The sequence below is a fragment of the Shinella oryzae genome (genome assembly GCF_023038235.1).
Taxonomy (GTDB): domain Bacteria; phylum Pseudomonadota; class Alphaproteobacteria; order Rhizobiales; family Rhizobiaceae; genus Shinella; species Shinella sumterensis.
In genome coordinates this window covers 174,261-193,922 of record NZ_CP081988.1, presented here as the reverse complement: position 1 = coordinate 193,922, position 19,662 = coordinate 174,261, and the positions used below count along the sequence as shown (strand labels likewise).

The 19,662-nt window shown below is 60.3% G+C and carries 19 protein-coding genes; 8 read left to right on the top strand and 11 right to left on the bottom strand.

Annotated features, from left to right (window positions below; all coding sequences use genetic code 11):
* The first annotated feature begins 3 nt into the window (after window positions 1-3).
* The 4 genes from K6301_RS17145 (at window position 4) to K6301_RS17130 (ending at window position 3,724) form a co-directional block, all read left to right on the top strand.
* The gene (locus K6301_RS17145; RefSeq protein ID WP_247221738.1) at window positions 4-1,089 is read left to right on the top strand and encodes an ABC transporter ATP-binding protein; all 1,086 of its coding nucleotides are present in this window, start codon (window positions 4-6) and stop codon (window positions 1,087-1,089) included.
* Between the two features lie 11 nt (window positions 1,090-1,100).
* Complete coding sequence (locus K6301_RS17140; protein ID WP_247221737.1) at window positions 1,101-1,766, top strand: GntR family transcriptional regulator; 666 nt, start codon at window positions 1,101-1,103, stop codon at window positions 1,764-1,766.
* 83 nt (window positions 1,767-1,849) lie between these two features.
* A complete protein-coding gene (locus K6301_RS17135; protein WP_247221736.1) occupies window positions 1,850-2,878 on the top strand; it encodes a proline racemase family protein in 1,029 nt (342 codons plus the stop codon).
* A gap of 162 nt (window positions 2,879-3,040) precedes the next feature.
* The gene (locus K6301_RS17130; RefSeq protein WP_247221735.1) at window positions 3,041-3,724 is read left to right on the top strand and encodes a GntR family transcriptional regulator; all 684 of its coding nucleotides are present in this window, start codon (window positions 3,041-3,043) and stop codon (window positions 3,722-3,724) included.
* 58 nt (window positions 3,725-3,782) lie between these two features.
* Here the strand turns inward: K6301_RS17130 and K6301_RS17125 are convergent, their stop codons facing one another.
* A complete protein-coding gene (locus K6301_RS17125) occupies window positions 3,783-5,429 on the bottom strand; it encodes a choline dehydrogenase (protein ID WP_247221734.1) in 1,647 nt (548 codons plus the stop codon).
* 318 nt (window positions 5,430-5,747) lie between these two features.
* On the opposite strand from K6301_RS17125, the gene K6301_RS17120 reads away from it, so the two are divergent.
* Window positions 5,748-6,656, top strand: a complete 909-nt coding sequence (locus K6301_RS17120) for a dihydrodipicolinate synthase family protein (protein ID WP_247221733.1) — start codon at window positions 5,748-5,750, stop codon at window positions 6,654-6,656.
* Window positions 6,657-6,866: 210 nt separating this feature from the next.
* Here K6301_RS17120 and K6301_RS17115 read toward each other — a convergent pair whose 3' ends face one another.
* From K6301_RS17115 to K6301_RS17070, 10 genes are all read right to left on the bottom strand, one after another.
* Window positions 6,867-7,850, bottom strand: coding sequence for an ROK family protein (locus K6301_RS17115; protein ID WP_247221732.1), 984 nt, complete (start codon window positions 7,848-7,850; stop codon window positions 6,867-6,869).
* Window positions 7,847-8,515: a ribulose-phosphate 3-epimerase gene (locus tag K6301_RS17110; protein WP_247221730.1), complete on the bottom strand. Its 669-nt coding sequence runs from the start codon at window positions 8,513-8,515 to the stop codon at window positions 7,847-7,849. Before K6301_RS17110 ends, K6301_RS17115 begins: the two co-directional genes overlap by 4 nt.
* Before the next feature lie 49 nt (window positions 8,516-8,564).
* Window positions 8,565-9,368 (bottom strand): alpha/beta fold hydrolase, encoded by an 804-nt coding sequence (locus K6301_RS17105; protein WP_247221728.1) that lies wholly within the window; start codon window positions 9,366-9,368, stop codon window positions 8,565-8,567.
* On the bottom strand, window positions 9,365-10,204 hold the full coding sequence (locus K6301_RS17100; protein ID WP_247221727.1) for a sugar phosphate isomerase/epimerase family protein: 840 nt from the start codon (window positions 10,202-10,204) through the stop codon (window positions 9,365-9,367). The genes K6301_RS17105 and K6301_RS17100 overlap by 4 nt, the downstream gene beginning before the upstream one ends.
* Window positions 10,204-11,277, bottom strand: a complete 1,074-nt coding sequence (locus K6301_RS17095; RefSeq protein ID WP_247221726.1) for a Gfo/Idh/MocA family protein — start codon at window positions 11,275-11,277, stop codon at window positions 10,204-10,206. The genes K6301_RS17100 and K6301_RS17095 overlap by 1 nt, the downstream gene beginning before the upstream one ends.
* A 50-nt stretch (window positions 11,278-11,327) precedes the next feature.
* Window positions 11,328-12,356 carry a hydroxyacid dehydrogenase gene (locus K6301_RS17090; RefSeq protein ID WP_247221725.1) on the bottom strand — a complete coding sequence of 343 codons (1,029 nt, stop codon included), beginning with the start codon at window positions 12,354-12,356 and terminating at the stop codon, window positions 11,328-11,330.
* Window positions 12,357-12,368: 12 nt separating this feature from the next.
* Window positions 12,369-13,493 (bottom strand): Gfo/Idh/MocA family protein, encoded by a 1,125-nt coding sequence (locus K6301_RS17085; protein WP_247221724.1) that lies wholly within the window; start codon window positions 13,491-13,493, stop codon window positions 12,369-12,371.
* Between the two features lie 64 nt (window positions 13,494-13,557).
* Complete coding sequence (locus tag K6301_RS17080; RefSeq protein WP_160872769.1) at window positions 13,558-14,574, bottom strand: sugar-binding protein; 1,017 nt, start codon at window positions 14,572-14,574, stop codon at window positions 13,558-13,560.
* Window positions 14,575-14,664: 90 nt separating this feature from the next.
* Entirely contained in the window at window positions 14,665-15,645 is a 981-nt protein-coding gene (locus K6301_RS17075; protein WP_343298969.1) for an ABC transporter permease, read from the bottom strand.
* Between the two features lie 37 nt (window positions 15,646-15,682).
* Window positions 15,683-16,426, bottom strand: a complete 744-nt coding sequence (locus K6301_RS17070; RefSeq protein WP_134651582.1) for an ATP-binding cassette domain-containing protein — start codon at window positions 16,424-16,426, stop codon at window positions 15,683-15,685.
* Window positions 16,427-16,710: 284 nt separating this feature from the next.
* Here K6301_RS17070 and K6301_RS17065 point away from each other — a divergent pair, with 284 nt between their 5' ends.
* The 3 genes from K6301_RS17065 (at window position 16,711) to K6301_RS17055 (ending at window position 19,595) form a co-directional block, all read left to right on the top strand.
* On the top strand, window positions 16,711-17,919 hold the full coding sequence (locus K6301_RS17065; protein ID WP_247221722.1) for an ROK family transcriptional regulator: 1,209 nt from the start codon (window positions 16,711-16,713) through the stop codon (window positions 17,917-17,919).
* 145 nt (window positions 17,920-18,064) lie between these two features.
* A complete protein-coding gene (locus tag K6301_RS17060) occupies window positions 18,065-18,592 on the top strand; it encodes an RNA polymerase sigma factor (RefSeq protein ID WP_247221721.1) in 528 nt (175 codons plus the stop codon).
* Window positions 18,593-18,659: 67 nt separating this feature from the next.
* Window positions 18,660-19,595, top strand: coding sequence for a FecR family protein (locus K6301_RS17055; protein ID WP_247221719.1), 936 nt, complete (start codon window positions 18,660-18,662; stop codon window positions 19,593-19,595).
* Window positions 19,596-19,662 lie beyond the last annotated feature (67 nt).

The following is a 19,662-nucleotide window of genomic DNA, read 5'->3' as shown; positions in this document are numbered from 1 at the left end:
CCCATGCCCCCAATCATTGAAATCACGGATGGCAACAAGGCCTTCAGCGGCTTCAAGGCGCTTCAGAACATCAATCTTTCCATCGCCCAAGGCGAAATTGTCACGCTGCTTGGCCCGAGTGGCTGCGGCAAGACGACGTTGATGCGCATTTTCGCCGGCTTCGAAAGCCTCACGAGCGGGTCGCTCAGGATCGATGGAAAAGATGTCTCCAGTCTTCCGCCGGAAAAGCGGCCGGTCAACATGGTGTTCCAACGCTATGCTCTCTTCCCGCACCTGGATGTGTTCGAAAATGTTGCCTACGGCCTCAAAGTAAAGGGCATCGGCAAGGATGAGGTTCGCGAACGGGTCCGCAACATGCTGCGCATCGTACAGATGGATCACCTTCAGCAGCGCTTTATCACCGAGCTTAGCGGCGGCCAGTGCCAGCGTGTTGCGCTTGCGCGCGCGCTCGTTAACGGTCCGAAGGTTTTGCTTCTCGACGAGCCGCTTGCCGCACTCGACCTGAAAATCCGACAGCATATGCTGACGGAAATGAAGCGTATTCATGCCGAAACCGGGGCGACCTTCATCTATGTGACGCACGACCAGGATGAGGCGATGATCCTTTCGGACCGCGTGGTGCTAATCGATCGTGGGCAAATCGTGCAGATCGATACGCCACAAGATATGTACAACAAGCCTAATTGTCTTTTCTCGGCCAAGTTCCTTGGCGAGACCAATATCCTGCATGGAACGGTCGTCGAAGACGCGGCCGGCAGAAGGGCGTTCAGGTCGTCTGAAGGGAGCTTCCATTATCAGCCGACCAACGAGATCGCCTCAAAAAGTGCTGCCATCATGTCGGTGCGTCCGGAAGCGATGTCGCTACACGCTGAAAACCCCGTACGGGACAATGCCATACCGGCGACAGTAACCGACGTGCTCTTCACAGGCAGCCGGTCCTTCTATCATCTTGTCAGCGACGGTGGAGAAACACTTCGCGCGCAGGTTCAGAACATGCCGGGCCTGAGCCGGCCGAATGTGGGCGACCGTGTACATGTCTGCTGGCCTCACGACGGGTCCGTCGTCCTGCCGGCCTCCCCCGGCCACTGAGCGTTGAAGATATGACCCCCAGTTCTCCCGTCATAAAGCGCCATACCGTTACCGCCAGCGTGCTTGAAATGATCCGGAATCGCATTGTCGAAGGACTCTATGCAGGCGGGCAGCAGATCCGTCAGGAGGCCATTGCCGAGGAATTCGGCGTGTCGCGCATTCCTATCCGTGAGGCTCTCGTCCAACTGGAGGCGGAGGGCTTCGTGCAGATCCACACGCACAAGGGCGCAATCGTCGCCCAACTGACCGTCGAAGACGCCATCGACATCTTCGAGGCGCGCCTCATCCTGGAGCCCAGCATTCTTCGTCAAGCTGTGACGAAGGCAACGCCGGAAGACATCAGCCGGGTGCAAAAAGCGCTGCAGGACTACGAGCGCGGAGTCGCCAACGACGCGTCACCGGCGCAACTCAGCCAATTGAACTGGGCGTTTCACAATGCGCTTTCCAGCCCGTCCGGGCGCTGGCGGTCGCTTGCCGTCCTGTCCTCCCTCTATAGATCGGCGGACCGGTATCTGCGTTTGCAAATCGACAATACCGAGGCTCGGCAAAGCGCGCTCGAAGATCACCGGGCGATCGCAGCCGCGTTCGTGCAGCACGATGCGGCACTGGCGCAACGCCTGTTGGCCCGGCATATTTCCGCAGCACGAGACGATGTTACAAAGAGCCTGAATTCTTGAGTAAGGGCCCGTGAGCCGCGCTTCGGCTCGCACCGCCCAACGGTTCCACAGGCCGGCGACGTTCATTTTGATAGAGGAAAGACATGCAACTTGATCGCGTTATTACAGTCGTAGGCGCCCATGCGGAGGGCGAAGTGGGCCGGGTGATCACCGGCGGCGTCTTGCCTCCCAAGGGCAAGACGATGTTCGAGAGGATGCAAAATCTCGAACGCGACGGCGCCTGGCTTCGAAACATGTTGCTTTTCGATCCTCGCGGAAGTGTCAATGCCGCAGTCAACCTGATCACGCCGCCGTGTCGCGACGATGCGGATATCGGGATGATCGTGATGGAATCCGATTATTTCGTCCCGATGTCCGGCTCGAATCTAATCTGCACCGTGACGGTGGCGCTCGAAGCCGGCATGATCCCGATGGCCGAGCCACAGACGATCGTCCGTGTCGACACTCCGGCAGGGCTTGTGGAAGTTGTGGCGGAATGCAGGAACGGTAAGTGCAAGCGCATCACGTTCCGCAACATCCCGTCTTTCGTAATGCATCGCGATGCAACCATCGAAGTCCCTGACCTCGGGACCCTGCGCGTGGATGTCGCTTATGGCGGCATGATCTACTGTATCGTGAACGCCGAGGACCTGAACCTGACGCTTGATCGGGCCGAAGCCCGTCTGCTGGTGGAGTTGGGTGAAAAGATCAAGGCGGCAGCGGCAAACCAGTTGCCATCCGTCCATCCTGAAAACCCGCAGATCCACACGATAAACCAGGTCGAATTCGCTGGTCCGCTCCAGGTTGTGGACGGAGTTAAAACGTCGAAGAATGCCGTGGTGGTGTCGCCGGGCCGGCTCGATCGCTGCCCGTGCGGAACCGGTACGTCGGCCCGTATGGCACTGCTTCATGCCCGTGGAGACCTGGAGGTTGGTGAGACGTTCCGTCACCTGTCGATCCTCGATACGGTGTTCGACTGCAAAATACTGGAGACTGGAACCGCCGGCCCGATCCCCGCCGTCACGCCACAGGTCTCAGGGCGGGCATGGCTTACGGGTGTGAGCCACTACGGGGTCGATCCGGAGGATCCGTTCCCGGAAGGATATCGACTTTCAGATACGTGGTTTGCTTGAAGCTACGCGCCGTCACGAAGCAGACCCGTCTGGACTCCTTTGCATTTTTTGCGTGTGGATCGTACAGCTAAATCGATCTATCCGCTAAATTGCGCGTGTCAGTTGCTTGCCCAGTGAGGGTTTTGTATTCAATATACGGTCCAGCACACAAATGAGTCCGTGATGAAACCCTCCCCTTCTATCAAGCGCCGAACCGTTACATCCTCTGTCCTCGATCTGCTTCGTGACCGGATTATATCCGGTTACTATGAAGGCGGTCACCAGATACGCCAGGAGGCGATTGCCGAGGAAGTTGGTGTCAGTCGCATTCCGGTGCGTGAAGCGCTGGTCCAATTGGAGGCTGAAGGGCTTGTCGTCATTCATACGCATAAGGGTGCGGTCGTGGCGAAGCTCACCCCGGAAGACGCCGTCGACATATTCGAGGCGCGCCTGATCTTCGAACCCTTCATCCTCGCAAAAGCAATGGAAAAGGCAACGTCCGAAGATGTCGAGCGTGTCCAGGGCGCCTATCGCGATTATGAGAAGGCGCTTCTGGCAGGAGAAAGCCCGGCGGTCCTCAGCCAGTTGAACTGGGCCTTCCATATCGCACTTTCTTACGCAGCTGACAGGCCACGGTCTCTGTCGGTGCTTTCCTCGCTTTACAATTCCGCCGATCGATATCTACGGCTCCAGATCGACGCCAAGACAGCGCAGACGAAAGCGCTGGAGGAGCATAACGCGCTCGCGCAATACTTTGCGGACGGCAACAGCAGCGCCGCGCAAAAGCTTCTCAAGAAGCACATCGCCGATGCTCGTGATGATGTTATCCGCGGCCTTCAACACCGCGGCGCAAAGGTCACGTCCTAGTTCATTTTCACGGCCGGTGCCCGCGCCATGTGCGCAGGCACTCTTCCGTCGGAGCCGATCAGGCAGCTTCCTTCTGGCCCTCATAGGACATGGGCTGCGGCGCAAGGGCCGGAACACCCTTGATGCGATCCGAAATCTTTTCGGCGATCATCATCGTCGGGCAATGCAGGTTGCCGTTAGTGATCCGCGGCAGAATGGACGCATCGACAACGCGAAGGCCATCAAGCCCATGTACACGTCCTTCGTCGTCAACCACGGCGAGGTCATCGTTACCCATACGGCAGCTTGAGCACGGGTGATATTGTGTGCCCATGTTTTCCTGCAACCATGCGAACACGTCTTCATCGCTCCAATTGCGCAGACCCGGGAAAATTGCTTCCCCCCTGATCTTGTCCCAGCCACGCTGCTGGATGATCTCATCCGTATGCCGGACACCGTCAATCAGGTTGCGGCGATCTTCGGCGTCCGAGAGATAATTGAGCACGATCGACGGGTGCTTGCGTGGATCTCCATTCACAAGCGTGACCGCACCTTTGCTCTTCGGCCGACCGAGGCAGACTTGGTATTGAAACCCCTCCTCGATATTGACCTTACCGTGCATGAGCTCACCGAGCATCGGCAAGAACTCGTGCTGGATGTTCGCATAGTCGACGTTATCGCTGCTCTTGAAGAAGGAGCCGACCTCCCAGAGGTTTGTAGTGCCAAGGCCGCTGCGCAGGAACATCCATTGAGCGCCGATGAGGGCCATCTTGAACAGGTTCATGTCCACGGCCGGCGAAACGCCCTTACGCGACGCCCTGTACTTGATGGATACAGCAACATGATCCTGGAGGCTCTTGCCAACGCCCGGCAGGTCTGAGACGACCGTTATGTCGTGTTCGGCGAGTTCATGAGCGGGACCGATACCAGACAGAAGGAGCAATTGCGGAGAGTTGAAAGCGCCTCCCGCAAGGATAACCTCACGAGCCGCCCGTGCTTCGACAATCTGTCCCTTTTGTTCATACCGTACGCCGACCGCCCGCTTGCCCTCGAACAGCACCTTATGCGCCAGCGCGCCAAGTTGCAGTTCCACGTTTCCGCGTTTGATCGCCGGCCGAAGATAAGCGCGTCCCCCGCTTGCGCGAATTCCATTGTCGATGTTCGCCTGGTACGCATGCACGCCTTCCTGACGAAAGGCATTGTAGTCTGGATTGAGTGCATGGCCAGCTTGTTGCCCGGCCTCGAGAAATGCCTGGAAGGGCTCAAGTTGCGCCTTCAGCGTCGTGATGGCGATCGGCCCTTCTCCACCGCGATACTGGTTCGCCCCGCCGTCATAGGTCTCGAGCTTTTTGAAGTACGGCAGGCAATGTGCATAGGACCAATTTGTTAGACCGTCCTCGGCCCAACGATCGAAATCTCGCGGATTGCCGCGAACATACACCATCCCGTTAAGCGACCCCGAGCCGCCCAGCATCTTCCCGCGGATATGGGGCACCATCCTGCCATTCAATGCGGCCTCCGGCCCCGTATCGAATTCCCAGGTGCGGGCCTTGTCCGTCAGCGGATACGACATGGCCGCCGGCATGCGTACGTAAATCGAATTGTCGTGAGGCCCCGCCTCGAGAACAAGAATCTTCAGATTGCGGTCCTCACCGAGCCGAGCGGCAACGACCGACCCGGCAGCGCCTGAACCGACTATAATGTAATCATATGTTTTCGTTGGCATTTCACGTCCTCAAACTAGAATTTCGATCAGACTGGCAGCAGTCGGCATGACCGTTTGTCGTGAGGTTACCCATGCGGATTTCGCCAATGCAGAACCAAACTGAGGAAAACGCCTATGCCATTATTGTATCCAATCTATTATATTCCGAAGGCTGCGTCTAGTATTGACGCGGGCAAATCGCTGCGAGCGCGGTTAAATCAGACAGGCGAACGGCGATGGACGCCGAAAAAGTTTCTCGGAGAGAGTGGACAGCACAATTGTTTGATTGTAGATTGGATCCAATCTTACCTTAAGATCAACATGACAGGATGAGTGGACATGACGAAGTGGACAGGCGTATTTCCGGCAGTGACGACAAAACTGACGCAGGACGGCAAGGTTGATATCGAGCAAACCAAAGCGAGCATCGACCGCCTGGTGAAATCGGGTGTGTCGGGGATTATCGTTCTCCCGATGCTCGGTGAAAATGCATCGATGAACATGGATGAGCGGGAAGCTGTCATTCGGGCCGCGGTCGACGTGGTCGACGGTCGTGTCCCTGTGCTTTCGGGCCTTGCTGAAATCACGCTTGAAAATGCGAAGAAGAACGCGAAGCTCTACGAATCCTTTGGAGCGCAGGGGCTCATGGTGTTCCCAAGTCTTGGCTACAAGACTGACAACCGGGAAACTGTCGCCTGGTACAAGGGCATCGCCAGCGCCTCATCACTGCCGATCATGATCTACAACAACCCGATCGCTTACGGCGTCGATTGCACCGTTGACGTTCTGAAGGATCTTGTCGATGTGCCCGAAATCGTATGCATAAAGGAAGAGACTGGTGATATTCGCCGCGTAACGGACATGTACGTGGCCTTCGGTGATCGCTTCAGCATTTTTTGTGGTGTCGATGACCTCATCGTCGAGAGCTCAGCGCTTGGCGTTACCGGTTGGGTTTCCGGTATGACGAACGTCTGGCCCGTCGAATGTGTCGAGCTCTTCAAACTCTGCGCTGAAGATCGTTACGCTGAAGCGCGAGCGCTCTACAGGATTCTCACGCCGTCCTTCCATCTTGATACGCATGTCAAGCTTGTCCAATATATCAAGCTTGCCGAGAGCCTTGTCTACGGTGCTCCGGAATGGACCCGTGCTCCCCGGTTGCCGCTTGTCGGCGCCGAGCGTGATTTCGTTGTGTCGACCATAAAGCATGCAATCTCCGCACTCGCAGCCCGCAACAAAAAGGCCGCTTGATTTTATCCGCACAAACCCCTCGTCCGCCGTCAAACGGGCGAGGGTTTTGTGTACACCTATTCTACGAAGTGGCACCGGATATCGATGAAGTTAGCGGGCTTTGACCATTGTAGAAAATGCGTCGCGGCGGCAAAAACTGCGACTCCGGTTTAAGTTTCAAACGGAGCTCTGGCGATGCTGACGCGCCCGGCTGGACGCCGGAGCATCGTGCTACGTTTTCGATGTCCGGCCATGGAAGCTGCCCGCTGTGCGTTGCTGGAGAACAGCCAGCTCGGCCACACCGACCAAGCCGGCGTCGTCGCCAAGTTTTGCCTGTACGACGGGCACTTCCCGAAAGGGCGCCATGGCATCATGGCGGATGCGCGCACGGATACCGGGTTCAAGCAAATCAAATGCGACAGACACGCCACCGCCCATCACGAGCATCTGCGGGCTGTAGAGATGCAATAGACTGGCGAAGCCGGAGCCAAGCCAATCAGCCTCCTCTGCAATGAGGGCAAGGCAAGCAGCGTCGCCCGCCCGCGCGCCCTCGACCGCATGGCGCCCCTCGACTATCCCTTTCTCGGCCATCCTGCCTAAAAAGGAGGTCGGGTTTTCGTTCGCTGCCACGCGGACCCGCTTACCGAACGCGGTACCGGCGGCAACCGCTTCGAAGCAACCGACGCGCCCGCAGGAGCAGGTCGGCCCCTCCGTAGCAAGCGTGAAATGACCCACATGGCCGGCCATTCCCCGCGCACCATGCATCAGGCGCCCATCGACAACGACACCACCACCGATGCCGGTGCTGACCGTGACGTAGACCACGTGGTCCAACCCGCGCGCGGCCCCGTATTGCCATTCGCCGAACGCCGCGGCGATGCCGTCATTTTCGACGATCGCAGGTATGCCGAATATCGCCGACAGACGGTCGCGCAGAGGGAACAGTTCCCAGCCGGGAAGGGTCGGAATGTGATCGATAACTCCGCTCATCGTGTCGAGCGGCCCTGGGGCGCACATACCGATCGCGCGAATTGGAGCACTGCCTGCCGCATGCGATACCTCCGCGACAAGCGCGCGGAACTGCCGCATTACTTCCTCCGGTCCACTCACATCGGTGCGCGCCGCCGTGCGCGCCAAGACTTTTCCCGCGCGCACCAGCGCGGCGCGAACCTGTGTGCCGCCGAGGTCGAGGCCGATGGTGAAATCGCTATTCATGCAAGACCTCGCTCCACCGGTTGCGCATGGATCCACGCCATGCGTTCTGCGAGGTTCTCCGACGCGAACGCGAGCGACCCCATGACGACGGTCCTGGCACCTGCCTTGGCGAGATCAGGTACCGTATTCTCGCGGATGCCGCCATCGGCGCACAGAACGATGGGGCCTGGCGTCATCCGTTTCGCGATGAGCGCCCTCGCCTCGCGAAGCCTGTCTGCGGCCTGGGCATCCAGTGCCTGACCCTTGACGCCGATCCGCGTGCCGAGCAGCGTCAGCAGCCCGATGCGATCTAAAACGGCGCCTGCGGCCGCGACGGGTGTCTGCACTTGCAGCACGATGCCGGCGACGAGTCCGAGGCTGCCGATGAGATCGAGACAAACCTCCAGATTTTGGTTTTCGGCGTGGATGCTGATTGCGTCCGCGCCAGCATCGGCGAATTGACGGATCTGCGCCTCGAGGATCACATCAGATGCCATCAGGTGGACATGCAGAGGCTTTGCCGTGCTTCGGCGACAGACGGCGACGAGATCCGGAAAGAACAGCAATGCTGGCGCAAAGTGACCGTCTGCGACGTCGATATGATAGAGGTCGGTGAACGGCTCGGTCCGGGCGATCTCCGCACCGAGCCTGGCGAGGTCGGCCGACCAGAGCGACATCTCGGCCATCAGCCGGTCCTTGGGCAGGCTTTCGAGCCAATCGGGAGAAGGCCGCATCTCAGAGCCCCCTAAGAAAGGACGATAAGACAGCGCGGAAATCGGCGCGATACGCATCGGCGTCATCGGCCTTCGGCGTGATCTCCACCAGCCGCGCGGCAGGGATCATCCCGGCAAGCGCCCGGGCATGACCGATCGGGTGAACGAGATCGCGCCCATGGCCGATCACGAGCGTCGGCACCGTTATGGCAGAGACCTCTGCCTCGGTAACGTCAGGGCCATCCATCGAGATTGCCCGGAGCAGCGCTGCTGTAACGTCGATCGGTTCGCGATTGAAGAAGCCGCGGATCGAGGCAAGATTGTCCGGCGCGTCTCGTTCCAGTTCCTTCACCAGGGGCAAGGCCTCAAATCGCCGGCGCGCCTCTTGTATCGGATAGTGGTCCAGAAGTTCGCCGACGATGCGGTTTGGCGCCATGTTTGCGGGGTTGGCGTCACATATCCAGGCGGGTCGCGCAATAACCAGTGCCCGAACCCGTTCGGGTTGGCGCACGGCAAGCCGCAGCGCAATCGCCGCTCCCATGGAGATACCGCCCACAACGGCCGGCCCCGAGCCCTGTGCCGCAAGATAATCGGCAATGTCGGCGGCGAAGGTGGCGATCGACAAGGCCGCTTTGGCACCCACCTCCGAAACGCCGTGGCCGCGGCACTCCACGGTAATGCGCCTGAAGCCGACGTCAGCCGGAAAGACCTGACCCGGCTGAGCCTGATCCCCGCAAAGGCCGTGCTGGAAAACGAAAGGCATGCCCACGCCTTCCTCGTAGACCGCGAGGCTCGCCCCTGCGACGGGATGGCGGGCGTGCTTCATGTATTGGGCCCTTCCGACGCGACGAGCGGGCCAAGGAAGGCGGCGACACCCGGCGCTTCCACCGCGGAAAGTCCGTGGGTGATCACGTCGCCATCGAACCCCCCTTTCCGCAGTGAGGCAACGTAGCGCGGATAGTCGATGACGCCCCTGCCCGCGGTGGCGAAGGAGCCGTCAGCATTGCGATCCTTGGCATGCGCGATGGCGATCCGATCTTTCAGCAGGTCGATGGCCTCATCGATGATGCGGCCGCGTGTCTCGGTATCCTCGCTCTCGAAGAGATTGGCCGGATCCAGCACGATGCGGATACGCTCGCTCGCCATCGTCTCGATCAGGCGCCGTGCCTTTGCAGCAGAGTTGATGACATTGGCGAGCTCCGGCTCGACGCCGATGAAGATGTCGTGTTGTTCCGCAACAGCCAGCAGATGTCCGAACTCGGCAACCATGTCCTGCCAGGCCTCGACGCCCTGGTTGTCTGGATGGTCGCGCCATTGGTCGGCCGCATCCCGGCTTCCCGTGCACACCGTGAGAAGGGTCGCTCCCGCCGGGCGTGCCGCTGCGGCGATCGCGGCGAAACTGCGACGGCCGGCCTCTCGCACGGTGCTATCCGGATGAATCATGTTGTAGGTGGCGGAGAACGCAGCGATGGCGACGCCGGTTCGTTCCGATGCTTCACGGATCGCCGTGACCGCAGCGATCGGAATCGTCTGCGGCAAGGCACCAAGGCCGGAGCAGGCGAAATTGTATTGCACCGACGCGTAGCCAGCGCTGCGCGCGGCCGCGAGCACGACGTCCGGCGTCGTGCCTGCAAAGGTCTTGGCGAAGATACCGACACGCATTAGACGCTCCCGTGCGCGTCGGCGAGCTTCACCGGCGTTTTTTCGCGAACGGACTGCATCACCGCGGCCATGCCGCGCACCGACGCGATACCGTCCTCGATCCCGGCACCGGTCAGCGGTCCGCCCTGGAGAACGGTATCCGCAAAGCCCTCCAGCTGGCGCCGGTAAAAATGGCCGTCCGCGCCCAGCACGCGGCTGGTCGCGCCCGTCTTCTCGCTGAAGATGTCCACCTCGCTGCTCTTGAACAGCCATGGATTATAGGTCTTGCCGAGAATGCTGCCGTATTCGCCGTAGATCTGGAAGCCTTCGTGCCAGTCCATCCGCACAGCGACCGTCAGATCGAGATGGCCCATGACGCCATTTTCGAACTCGACATCGATGAACCAAGAGTATGCACCGAACCTCTGGCGCAGACGCGCATCGACGGCCCGGATGGGACCGGCAAAATAGCGGGCGGTATCCAGCAGGTGGCTGCCATGGGCGAGCATGAAATACTGCTCGAGATCGGCCTTTGGATTTCGCGATGGCTTCTTCGCATCGGCGCTGCGGATCATGTAGGGTTGGACCGCGTCGGTCACCGCGTAGCGGTGGGTGGAATCGCAATACCAGGCCTTCAACGCAAGCATCTCGCCCATGTCCGTATCGATGAAGTGCTTGGCGCTCTGAAGGCCGGCGTCATAGCGCTTCATATGGCCGACCTGGAAGACCTTCCCGCTTTTCTCGACGACGGGCCGCAGGCCCTCCACCTCCTCGACGGTCATGCCGAGCGGCTTTTCGCAAAGTACATGTTTGCCGGCTTCCAGCGCGCGGGCCGCGGCCGCGACGTGGAAGGCATCCGCCGTCGCGATGATCACCGCATCGACTTCAGGGTCGGCCAGCATGACATCGTAATCGGAGAATGCCTTCTTTGGCGCATGGGTCGCAGCCATGCGGGCGCGCAGATCGTCGGCAACGTCGCAAATGGCGTAAAGCTCTGCATTGCGCGCTTTCACGGCACTTTCGAAATGACCGGCCTGCGAGATCGGCCCGCAACCGAGAATGCCAACCTTGAGCAGCGGCTTTCCCTCATTCATCCCATTGTCCTTTCCGTGGTGGGCATGCTTTCAAGACCGCCCCTTGTTCTTCAGCTCTTCGACACAGGCATGCTGCGGAAGCGCATGGCGGTCTCCGGCTGCGCCACCTTGCAGACGGCGGGCGGAAGCCCGCGGGCGATCAGCTCGATATCGGCGGTGATCGACGCGCCCATGGCGTTGAGCGTCGCTTCCATGGCGCCGGCCTGATGGGGCGAAAGAATGATGTTCGGCGTCCGGCGCACCGGGTCATCGGGAGCGACTGGTTCGACGGGGAAGACGTCGGTCGCAACACGGATGCGGCCGGACGCGGCCGCATTCAGCATGTCGGGAAAGTTGGCTACGGCTGCGCGGCTCAGAAGCAGCAGGCATGCTCCCATTTTCATCGAATCGAATGCACGCTTGTCAAGGAAACCGGTGTTTTCGGAGGTCACGCCCGCGAGCACAAAGATGAAATCGCTACGGGTGAGGATAGAATCCAATGTCACTGGGCGGCATCCGGCCTGCTCGATCAGAAGGGCCGGCACCCATGGATCGTACACCTCGATCGCAGAGGTGAACGGCTTCAACAGGGGCAGCAGGGCGCGGGCAAGATCGCCGAAGCCGATCAGCCCGACCCGGGCACGCATCAACGGCTGTGCTGTGCGGTTCGCCGCAAATCCGTATTCTTCTTTGCCCTCGCGCATCAACCGGTCAGCCTCGGTAATGCCGCGGCCGAGGTCGATCGCCATGGCCAGCCCGATTTCTGCGACCGGTTCGGCAAAGACATGGCTTGCCGACAACACGCGAATGCCGTGCTCAAAGCAATGACGGTAGTCGATATTAGGCAGGAAGTTTCCCTCGCTGTTAACGAAGGCCTTGAGATTTCGACACCGCGCCAACCGCTCGGCCGGCATGTCGAAAATGCCCATCGCGATATCGGCCGGCACGACATGCCGTTCGAAATCCTCATCCGTCAGGACGTCACCCTCGTGGATGACGAGGTCGCCAAGCGCACGCAGACGCGCCAGATGGGCCTCTGTGAAGACATCTTCCACGAGGCGCGGATGCGCCATGATGAAGGTACGGAACGGTGCGGTCATGAACATTTCCCTTCAGATATCTGTCCAGCGGCCATCTTCGGCACCCGAGCGAAGCGCGGCATCGACGAAACGCAAGCCGCGCACGCCATCGTGAATGCCCGGCAGCAGCAAGGCATCCGCCGCCGGGGCGCGGCCGCCGCGGTACGCGTCGATCTGGTCGGCCATGTCGAGATAAAGCCGCGCGAGCGCCTCGATGAAGCCCTGGGGATGGCCAGGCGGCATTGTCCCCTTGAAAGCCGTTCCGTGCGAGGCACGGTCGATCACCATGCGCCGGCCGCCAAGCGGCGCGAAGGTCAGCCGGTTCGCCGCCTCGACCGTCCAGCCGAGTGAACCCTTGTCGCCATGCACATCGATCCTGAGCCCGTTTGTCTCGCCGATCACCACCTGGCTTGCCCAGACCATTCCCTTGGCGCCGCCGGCAAAACACAGCTTCGCCGTCACGTTGTCGTCGACACGGCGGCCCGGGACGAAGGTATCGACTTCCGCTGAGAGAGCGGTCGCCGTAAGGCCCGTGACAAATTCCGCAAGGTGGAAGGCGTGGGTGCCGATATCGCCAAGGCTACCGGCACCGCTTCTTGCCGGATCGGTACGCCATTCGGCTTGCTTGTTGCCGGTCGTCTCGGCGGCGGTCGCGAGCCATTCCTGCGGAAAGATGACACGAACCAGGCGCACCGTGCCGATTTCGCCCGCCGCCACCATCGAGCGCGCTTCGCGCACCATGTCGAAGCCGGCATTGGTATAGGCGACACCGAATAAAGATGAACTGCCGGCCGCCGCCGTCTGGAGTGCGAGCGCGTCATCCAACGTGGCCGTCAACGGCTTGTCGCAGAGGATGTTGATACCGGCGCTAAGGAAGGCGTGGCAGGCGGGCGCGTGCAGGTGGTTTGGCGTCACCACGGCGACGAGGTCGATACCGTCGTCGCCTGCCTCACGCTTCGCCATCGTCTCGAAGTCGCCATAGCAGCGTTCCGGTGCCAGACCGAGAGCATGTCCGCTTTCGCGCGCGCGAACCGGATCGCTCGAGAAGGCGCCCGCGACCAGCGAAAAGCGTCCCGTCATCGCAGCGGCAGCACGGTGGGCGGCGCCGAAGAACGCACCAATCCCGCCGCCGACCATACCCAGTTTCAGCGTTCCCATGTCCTATCCTGTCTGGAGTGAGACGGCCCGACGGTTTCGCCGGTCCGTCCCTTCGGAAGCGATTTTACTTGGCGGCGACCTTGCCGCAGGTCGTCAGCGCGTCGGCCGGCGTGCAGGTCTCCGTGCCCGTCTGGATGAACGGTTCGAGCTTCTCGCCTTTGGTGAGCTTGTCGAGAGCCATGATCGTCTCGTAGCCCATGTCATAGGGGCGCTGGCCAATATTGTAGTGGCTCAGGCCCTCGGCGAGCAGCGGAAGCTGTGGGCCGAAGTTATCGCCGAAGACCACGACGAGATCCTTCTTGTCGAGGCGTTCCTTCAGCGGTTCCATTGCTTGCTTGTAGGCCTGCGGAGCATACTGCGCCCAACCACCGACGGCGACGAAGGCGGAGAGATCCGGATGGTTGGTCATGACGTCACGAACCTGCTGGGCCGCAAGCGCGATGTCGTCGTTGTTGTAAACCGGGCAGCCGGCCGGCTCCGTCCAGCCGTTCTGGCCCGTGAGCGTGGCGACCGGCTGGTCCTTCGAAGCACCGGCGAGGGTGTCACGAATACCCTGGACGCGGGCCTTCAGGTTTTCAGAGGCCGGCGCACCGGACTGAATGCAGACCGTGCCGCCTTCCTTTTTGTTCTCCAGGACCTTCTTGGCGAGTTCCACACCGAAGGAGTAGTTGTCCGTGCCGATATAGGTGGCGCGCAGCCCTGCATCTTCGGGCAGCACGTCGGTGTCGAAGGTGACGACCGGGATACCCTTGTCGTTCGCCATCTTGAGGATGCGCGCCATGGCCTTCGGGTTGCCGGCGGAAATGCCGAGCCCGTCGACGCCGCGCGTGATCATGTCCTGTGCAAGCTGCACCTGCTTGGCTTCGTCATACTCGGTCGGGCCAATATAGGTGCAGGTGACATCACCGAGCTTTTTGGCAGCATCCTTGCAGCCGGCATCGATCGGTGGGCTGAAGGCGTTGTTGAGCACCTTGAAGACCAGCGCGAATTCCCGGTCTGCGGCATTGGCCGTCGCGCCAAAGGCGCAAAGCGCAATTGCCGCGGATGACAGGGTAAATTTCAGGCTTCCTGACAGCGACATGGTATCTCCTCCTTGGTTCGCTGTTAAAGACATTCATTTCACGGCGCGGCGGCACTCCTCCCCCGCTCCCTGACTTTGGTGGACGCGGCGTCAGCGACGCAGTGACCGAATGCGTTCGAGAAGGACGGCAGCGAGGATGAAACCGCCGACGAACGTGCCCTGCCAGAACGGATTGACGCCGGCGATGAGAAGCGCATTGCGGATCACCTCGATCAGGATCGAGCCGATCGCTGCGCCTAGCGCTGTGCCGAAACCGCCCGCCAGGGACGCGCCGCCGATGACCGTCGAGGCGATAGTCTGCAATTCGTAGCCGGTGCCGATGGCGTTCGTGACCGCACCCAGCCAGCCGACGAGGAAGATCGCACTGATGGCGGCCATCAGGCCACTGAAGGCATAGGCCGAGATCTTGATGGCATCGACGGAGATGCCAGCGAGACGCGCAGCGCTCTCGTTGCCACCGATCGCGAAGATGTACCGGCCCCAGCGCGTCATGGTCAGCAGGCAATGCAGCACGATGACGAAGACCACGAGCGCATAAACGACATTGGGAACGCCAAGCGTATAGCCGCCACCGAGCGCCAGTATCGATTCCGTCGCCGTGCCGAATTCGTAGAACACTTGGTTGTCACTGACCACGAGCGCAAGGCTGCGCCCGATCGACAAGGTCGCCAACGTCACGATGAAGGGTGGCAGCTTGGCGAGCGTGATGACAGCGCCGTTGAGACCGCCGAAAACGAGGCCGACGGCGAGCGTGCCGGCGATTCCGAGCGGCAGCGGTGCACCGGCATTCAGCAGTACGCCTAAAGTAACGCCGCTCAACCCGAGAATCGAGCCGACGGAAATGTCGATCCCGCCGCTGATCAGCACCGGCGTCATGCCGAGCGCCATCAGGCCGATAAAGCAGGCATTCTGCAGCACGTTCATGAGATTGCCGGACGTGGCGAACTTGCCGGAGATCATCGAGACGGCAAGGCCAAGGACGACGATTGCGATCGCGATCCACATTTCCTGTGTGAGCATCAGCCGGCGCAAAAGCGATCGGTCATGGCGTTTCAGGAGGTCGACATTCATGTCGGAGACGTCTTGCTGGGACATGGTTCCTCCCGTCTCAGGCGGTCTTGATGGCGCCGGTGATGAGGCCGGTGACCTCTTCCGGGCTGGATTGATTTATAGGCTTGTCAGCGACCTTGCTGCCGCGCCTCATGACCACGACACGATCGCAGACATCGAAAACATCTGGCATGCGGTGGCTGATAAGGATGACCGAGAGGCCCTGCTCCTTCATCCGCCGGATCAGCGCCAGAACCTCGGCCACCTGCCGGACGCTGATGGCTGCCGTCGGTTCGTCCATCAGCACCAGCTTGGAGTTGGAAAGCCGCGTGCGGGCGATCGCGACCGCCTGCCTTTGGCCGCCGGACATGCGGTCAACCAGATCGGCCGGCCGTGTCTCGGATTTCAGCTCCCGGAAGATTTCGGCCGAGCGCGTGTTCATCAGCTTCTTGTCGAGCACCCGGAATGGCCCGACCTGCCGCATCGGCTCTCGGCCGAGGAAGACATTGGCTGCAGCCGTGAGGTTGTTGCAAAGCGCCAGGTCTTGATAAACCACTTCGATACCGTGCCGGCGGGCATCGGCTGGTCCCGAGAAACGGACATCCTGATCCTCGAAGACATAGCGGCCAGAGGTCGGCTGGAAATTGCCGGCAATGGTTTTCACGAGCGTCGACTTGCCCGCACCGTTATCACCCATCAGGCCGAGCACTTCGCCACGGTTGATGTCGATGGACACGCCGTCGAGTGCGCGGATGGCGCCAAATTCCATGACTATGTTTTCGAGACTGGCAAGCTTGCTCATCCAACCTCCTCCCTGAGCTTGGATAGATATCTTTCTTAAAGTAAGAAATAGAACGTATCTCTCTTTGTCAATGAACAATATTTTTTTGCCAAAACCGCGAAAATTATGTCAGTAGGCCTGACATGGTTCCTTTAAGCCACCATCATCTCAGCATTTTTTCTGAATTCCATCGTTTTAACGGAAAATTTCGAACGGAACGGAATGACATTTTTTTACAAAAGACATAAATCCGGCTATGCCGGATACGAAACGCGGATCGCAAATGAAAGGTGGAAGATCTCGACATGGCGGATCAGACCCTAGCCAAGGAAGTCAACGAGCGGCAGATCCTTCGTTTCCTGCGGCTCTTCGGGTCGGCTAGCAGAGCCGATATCGCCCGCCACCTAAAAGTGACACCGGCCTCTGTAACGCGTCTTGTCAACGGGCTAACGATGCGCGGGCTGGTACGCGAGGTTCAACCTGGAGCAAAAAGGGGGAGAACTGCGCGTGATGCCGGCCGGCCCGGTGTGGCACTCGCTTTAAATCCGAATGCTGTCTTCTTTCTCGGTGTCGAGATCGGCATCGGCATTCTGCGCTATGCACTCATCGATCTGACTGCAAACAGCGTTGCCACGTCGGATGTACATGTCAGTCGCACGATTACCCCGGCGGAAGTCGTCGATGCGATCGCCGCACATATTGCGACGCTGGAGCACGACATCCGTTACGCCGGCCGCGTGCACAGCGTGGGCGTCACTGTACCGGGTGTGGTCAATCTTGAAGGTTTCGTCATCAACCTGCCGATCCTGGGCTGGAAGGGGGTCGATCTCCTGACACCATTGCAGGCCGCCGTAGACCGGCCCTGCTTCGTGGAAAACGATGCAGGCGCAGCAGCGTTCGGCTCGGTCTACACCATGCCGGAACTCCAGACCGGCTGTTCCGTCTTTCTTGTTATGGGCCGGGGCTGTGGCGGGGCTGCGGTCATGAATGGCCGGCTCTTGCGCGGCGCGAGCGGTGCCACAGGGGAACTCGGCCACATGCGGATCGCCCGTGACGGTGCAATTTGCAGCTGTGGGCATCGTGGCTGCTTTGAAAGCCGTGTCGGGCTGGATGCACTTGCCCGATCCTACTGGGGAACAGACGATCTCGAAGAGGCGCAATTCGAGATTCTATCTGCCGAGGTCGCAGAGCGTTTCAGTTCCGGCGATCCGACCGCCATTGCCTCAGTGGCAGATCTTACGGGCTGGCTCAAATTGGGCGTCGTCAGCCTCGCCAACATCTTCAATCCGTCCACGATCTTCCTCGGCGGCGCGCTGGGTCCCGTCCTTTCCCTCATTATCGAGGACATCCGCCAGGATGTGGCCGGTGGTATCGTGCCGGGACTGCCGGCGCCCGAGATCCGCCTTTTCAGCCTTGAGCCGTACGAATGCGCCATAGGCGTCGCCGCAATCGCCCATCAACGCTGCTTTGATAGCTCCCGCGTCGACATGGATATGGCTGGATGGCCGTCTTGAGCAATGTTGCGTTGATACAACTGGGGGCGTTGCCGGTCCGGCAAAATATGAGTTGTTTCGTCATGTATCTTGCGCAGTCCTGTCGTCCGTGCAATGGTGCAGGGAGAGAGACAGAGCTGCGACGGCGGGAATATCGAGTAATCAAGTGGGCAATGGTGGGCTTGCGGGCAAGGATCTCCTGGATCATGCCGTCGTATCGTATTATGAGGACATGCAGCATGCCATTCGCCGGCGTGGACTTGCGGCGGGGCAGACTGCTGACGTCGTTCACGATCTTTATGTCCTTCTGTCTCGAAACCCGGACCGCCTTGCCGGCAAATCTTCGATACGCGCCTTTCTCATCCGCGCTGCCGTCAATCTTGGCATAGACAGGGCGCGGCGCCTCGCCTTCGAAAACCGGCTCTTTGCCATTCTCGACGAACAGGCCGCGACGATCCCTGCGCATCGCCTTTCCGCTGAAGATCGTATCATGGTGCGCCAGCGCATCATGGTTCTGAAAGACGCGATCGCCGAGCTGCCGCATCAATGCCGTACCGTCTTCATCGCCTACCGGATCGGCGGCATGAGCAAGGACGAGATCGCCGAAAGCCTCTGCATCAAGCGCCGGATGGTCGACCGCCATATCCGCAACGCACTTCTTTCATGCCTGGCAAAAACCGAAATTTTCGAATGACAGCCCGTTCGACCGCTTTCATTCGTCTAGGATGCGGATGGAAGGGATTTAACCGCGGGATTGCCAGATGCAGCACACAACAATCCAGGAGCAGGCGGTCGATTGGGCCATTCGCCTTCACGATGGCGACCTGACCGCCGCGGACCGACAAGCGCTCGACGAATGGGTATCGGAGAACCCTGAACACGCCGCCGCGCTGGAACGAGCGCGCCGGTTGCTGGGTGATACCGGTTCTTTGCTCGTGGCAGACCCCGGCTTCACACGCCGCCAGCTGCGGCGCGGTCGAACGGGCGGCATGCCGACCGTGACGATCCTTCTTGCGAGCCTTATAGGCGGCGGCCTCTTCGTGTCGTTGGACGGACTCATCTGGTTGAAGGCCGATGTCACGTCCGCCGCAAGCGAGATGCCTGTCATCACGTTGACCGATGGCTCACGCGTGCATCTTAACGGGAAAAGCGCCATCGCCGAGCATTTCAGTGCCGGCGAACGTCGGATCGAGCTCCTGAAGGGCGAAGCCTATTTCGAAGTGACGGAAGACGCTGACCGTCCATTCATCGTGCAGGCAGGCGGTGGCGAAGTCAAAGTCACGGGGACCGCATTCGATGTGAACCTCGTCGACGGCGGCACCGAGGTTGCCGTCACGCAGCACGGCGTTGTTGTGACAGGACGCGACGAAATGCAGTCCGTGCGCGTAGAGGCCGGCGAGGCCGTCTTCTATGACACCGCCGGGGCCATTGGCAGGGTCGAAACATTGCCCGCAGACCTTGCAGCCCCCTGGCGAAGCGGTCGCCTGGTCTTCGAGCGACAACGTCTCGCCTCCGTCGCCGCACAGATTTTCCGCCACATTCCTGGCCGGGTGGTCGTCGCCAGGCCGTCAATTGCCAACAAACGGATCAGCGGTTCGTTCGACCTCAGCAATCCGGCCGATGCACTTGCGAGCTTCGGAGAGGTCTTCAACGTGCGGATCGTGCGCGCAGGTGACCTTCTCACCATCATCTATTGAAAAAAGTTTCAAGGGCACAGCCTCAAGGCGGCCCTTCATTCGTCTGATGGCCGGACAGACGTTCGGA